The 4068-nt window shown below is 60.9% G+C and carries 3 protein-coding genes and 1 pseudogene; 1 reads left to right on the top strand and 3 read right to left on the bottom strand.

Going from position 1 to position 4068, the window contains the following annotated elements; translation table 11 throughout:
- A pseudogene (locus tag J0I64_RS02670) lies at positions 1-484 on the bottom strand (hypothetical protein); the annotation flags it as partial.
- 233 nt (positions 485-717) lie between these two features.
- On the opposite strand from J0I64_RS02670, the gene J0I64_RS02675 reads away from it, so the two are divergent.
- A complete protein-coding gene (locus J0I64_RS02675) occupies positions 718-1617 on the top strand; it encodes a DMT family transporter (RefSeq protein ID WP_291406079.1) in 900 nt (299 codons plus the stop codon).
- 46 nt (positions 1618-1663) lie between these two features.
- Here J0I64_RS02675 and ntrC read toward each other — a convergent pair whose 3' ends face one another.
- Together ntrC and J0I64_RS02685 are read right to left on the bottom strand one after the other, a co-directional pair.
- On the bottom strand, positions 1664-3109 hold the full coding sequence (ntrC, locus tag J0I64_RS02680) for a nitrogen regulation protein NR(I) (protein WP_291406080.1): 1446 nt from the start codon (positions 3107-3109) through the stop codon (positions 1664-1666).
- Positions 3106-4068, bottom strand: a 963-nt coding sequence (locus tag J0I64_RS02685; RefSeq protein WP_291406081.1) for an ATP-binding protein, incomplete at its 5' end; no start/stop codon positions are given. The genes ntrC and J0I64_RS02685, both read right to left, overlap by 4 nt.

The raw sequence follows: 4068 nt of genomic DNA on the forward strand, positions 1-4068 counted from the left end.
GCATGTAGGAGCGTGCAACGAGGCGGCTGCTTTCCACCATGGACCGAGTGCGCTCCGAGAACCACTGATCAAGGCCCTGGTTGAGCGCGATGGTCGCGACGATGGCGACGAGAATAGCGGGAATACCTGCGACCAGGGCGAACATCGCCACCATGCGCATCTGCAGCGCCGAACCGGGCAACCGCTGCATTCGCGCCTGGATCAGCAGCACGGCCTCGGTGACAACGAGGGCTAGAACCAGCAGGACCAGGATGCCGGTCGCTACCCAGATGACCGTCCAGACCTCGGCCGATGGCTCAATATTGGTCGTTCCGGACAGAATGAGAAACGATACGGAAGACAGAAGAACCGAGGCAAAGACGACGACGAAGCCGAGCACGCGCAGGGGCCCATTCCCCTGAGCGGAGAACAGTGAACGCCCAACTGCCGCCCCCGCCATGGGTTGGGCGGGAACGTCGATGTCTCGGCTGACCGCCTCAGTCATGCAATACTCGGTACGCTCCGGCTTCTATTTTTAGCACCAACGCAGGCATCGGTCGCAGCGTGTGCTGTTTAGGCGAGAAAGCCTTAACCAATTCGCCGGACCCTTCAAGATAATTGTTGCCGAAATGTGACAGTTCAGCGGGCCCACAGGGATATGTGCCGGCAAAAGTTCGTCGCTGGACAATAGCGCTCAGCGAGAGCAAAGAGAGAAAAATCGCCTCCCTGAGCCACTCCGTGACCGCCACCTCCCTGACTAATACTGAAACCGCAAGCCTTAAAGGCATGGCTATGGGCATATTCGCCTATACACTGTTTGCCGTGCACGACGCCTTTATCAAGGGCATCATCCACTCTTTGCCCGCCGCACAGATTCTTTTTGTTCGCGGCGTGGTCATCGTTGTCCTCTGCATGGCGATCGGCCGCAGCTTCATGTTTGGCCAGATGTGGGCGTCTTCCAATCGGGGCATGATCCTGGGTAGAGGTCTTCTCACTCTTGCCGCCTGGGTCATGTACTACAGCGCCGGTCGTGACCTGCAGTTGGCGGAGATGACGACGCTCTATTATTTCGCGCCGGTTCTCACCACCGTCCTAGCCGTCATCTTACTCAAGGAGCGCCTGACGCTGGCCCGGATCGGGGCTGCGTCAATCGGCTTTTTTGGCGTCGTCGTGGCGGCCAATCCCAGCGGCTTCACGCTGAGCCTGCCTGTCGTCCTGGTTTTGCTGGCGGCCCTCAGCTGGGCAGTTGCGATGATCCTGATGCGGACCATTTCGAAGTCGGACAGCGCTCTGGTTCAGGTCTATGCGCAGAACCTGATCCATGCCCTCGCAATGGGCGTCGTGAGCATTCCGTTCTGGCACGACATGGGGCTCTACGAGTTCGGGTTCATCCTCGTCGCAGGCCTCATAGGCGGCGTTGCTCAGTTCGTCCTCGTGGAGTCCGCTAAGCTGGTGCCAGCGAGCGTGCTCGGCACAGTCGAATATGGGGCGCTGATCTGGGCCTTCGTCTTTGGCTATTTGTTTTGGGGCGAAATGCCCCTGCCCTCCGTTTACGCTGGCGCTGCCCTGGTCATTGCAGCAGGCCTAATGCTGGCCTGGACGGAACACCGCACGCGCCGCGAGCAGATGCGGCGCTAGCCTTCGCGTACTCGGGACTGACAGCGCTCCACCAGTCCCGAGGCCCCTAGTTGCGCCTGCTGTGCTTGATGATCTCGATCGAATGCGTGCGGATCTTCTTGCGCAGCGTGTTGCGGTTGAGGCCCAGTAGATCGGCCGCCTTGATCTGATTGCCGCCACAGGCATTGAGCGCCATGGCAATCAGCGGCGCTTCGACCCGGTCTATGACGCGCTGATAGAGCCCCGCCGGTGGCAGGTTGGGCTCATACTCCCGCAACAATTGCCCGACATGGCTTTCGACGGCAGTAGAGACATCCACGGGGCCGGCGGCCGCGGTCACCGTGGGGCGATCGGCAATGTTGAGCTCGTTCTGGACGATCTCCGCGGAAATGCTCTCGTCTGCATAAAGCGCTGATAGGCGGCGGACGAGGTTCTCGAGTTCGCGGATATTGCCCGGCCAGGAATAGTTCTGCATCAGCCTGATGGCTTCGGCCGAGAGGGTCTTCGGAGCTTCACCATCCCGTTCGGCGGCGCGCAGGAAGTGCTGCACGAGGTCCGAAATGTCGTCCACGCGCTCGCGCAGCGGCGGCAGGCGGATCGGCACGACATTGAGACGATAGTAGAGGTCTTCGCGGAACAGGCCCTGCCGGATCATCTGGCCCAGATCGCGGTGCGTGGCGGCGACGATGCGGACGTTGGTCTTGATGGCGCTGCGGCCACCGACCATGGTGTATTCGCCTTCCTGCAGCACGCGCAGCAGACGGGTCTGTGCATCCATCGGCATGTCGCCGATCTCGTCGAGGAAGAGCGTGCCGCCTTCGGCCTGCTCAAAGCGGCCGGAAGAACGCGTATTGGCGCCAGTAAAGGCGCCTTTCTCGTGACCGAAAAGCTCGGCTTCGATCAGGTCGCGCGGAATGGCAGCCATGTTGATGGCAACGAAGGGCCCATTACGGCGCTTGCCGAAGTCGTGAAGCGCCCGGGCTACCAGTTCCTTGCCCGTGCCGCTTTCGCCGGTGATCATCACAGTGAGATCGGTCTGCATCAGCCGCGCGAGAGCGCGATATATTTCCTGCATGGCGGCCGAACGGCCAACCAGCGGCATGGTGTCGCCGACGTCTTCAACCTTGCGCTCGGCATTCGCCGGCTTCTTGGCGTCGGCCAATGCACGCGAAACCACGGAGAGCACTTCCGTGATGTCGAAGGGCTTCGGCAGATACTCGTAAGCACCGACTTCCGACGCCCTGATCGCGGTCATGAAGGTGTTCTGCGCCGACATCACGATCATCGGCAGATCAGGACGTAGCTTCTTGATCTTGGGCATGACCTCGAAGGCATTGCCATCGGGCATGGCAACATCCGTGATCAGAACGTCGCCTTCCCCGCGGCTGACCCAATTCCACATCGTCGAGATATTGCCGGTCGGGCGAACTTCGTAGCCGGCCCGAGTGAGTGCCTGGTTGAGCACCATGCGAATGGCGGCATCGTCGTCAGCGAGCAAAACTACATGGCTCATTTCGTCGATACCTCATACGTGCTTTGTTGGAAGGCTCCGCTGGCCACCGGCAGCAGAATTCGGAAGCGGGTGCGACCGGGCCGGCTTTCGCAATCGATCACTCCGCCATGGTCGCCGACGATCTTTGCCACCAAGGCGAGCCCCAGGCCCGATCCGTTGGTCTTGGTCGTTACGAAGGGATCAAAGAGGAAAGGCAGGGTGTCGGGCGACACGCCCGGGCCATTATCCTCGATGACGATCTCAAGCGGGAGCGAGATGCGCTCGGCAACGCCAGCCACGCTGATCCGGATGCCCGGGCGGAAAGCGGTTGATAACCGAATTTCCGGTTTCTGAGTTCTTTCAAGTGCTTCCGCGGCGTTCTTCACCAAATTTAGGAACACTTGAATGAGTTGGTCGCGATTGCCGAACACCGGCGGCAGCGACGGATCGTATTCTTCGTAGAAAGTAATGCCCCGCGCGACACCGTTTCGCGCCAGGAGTTTTACACGGTCCAACACGACGTGAATGTTGATCGGTTCGCGCTCCATTGGGCGCTCGTCGCCAAACACTTCCACCCGGTCAATCAGCCCCACAATGCGGTCTGTCTCTTCCCGGATCAGGCGCGCCAGCGGCACCTCGTCGGACGATACTGTCTGCTCCAGCAGTTGGGCGGCGCCGCGGATACCCGAGAGCGGGTTCTTGATCTCATGGGCAAGCATCGCGGCAAGACCGGTGACCGAGCGCGCCGCGCCCCGCGACACCATCTGGCGGTCGATCTTGTCCGCCATGGTGCGTTCCTGAATCAGCACGGCGATGCGGTCATCAGCCTCCGAAAGCAGGCTCGCGAACACGTCCGCAATCCGCTCGTCGCCAAATCGCGAGGAGCCGATGCGAACCCGGTACTCCGTCATCGGCGCACGGCGCTGCACCACAGTCTCGACCAACGAAATGATCGGCGAACCGAAGGCGATGAGGTCGTC

This window comes from Devosia sp. (assembly GCF_017307565.1).
In the GTDB taxonomy this organism is placed as follows: Bacteria; Pseudomonadota; Alphaproteobacteria; order Rhizobiales; family Devosiaceae; genus Devosia.

What these genes read in the sequence shown, in the direction of transcription:
- ntrC (WP_291406080.1), bottom strand. Translation starts at nt 3,109, where the DNA reads ATGAGCCATGTAGTTTTGCTCGCTGACGACGATGCCGCCATTCGCATG.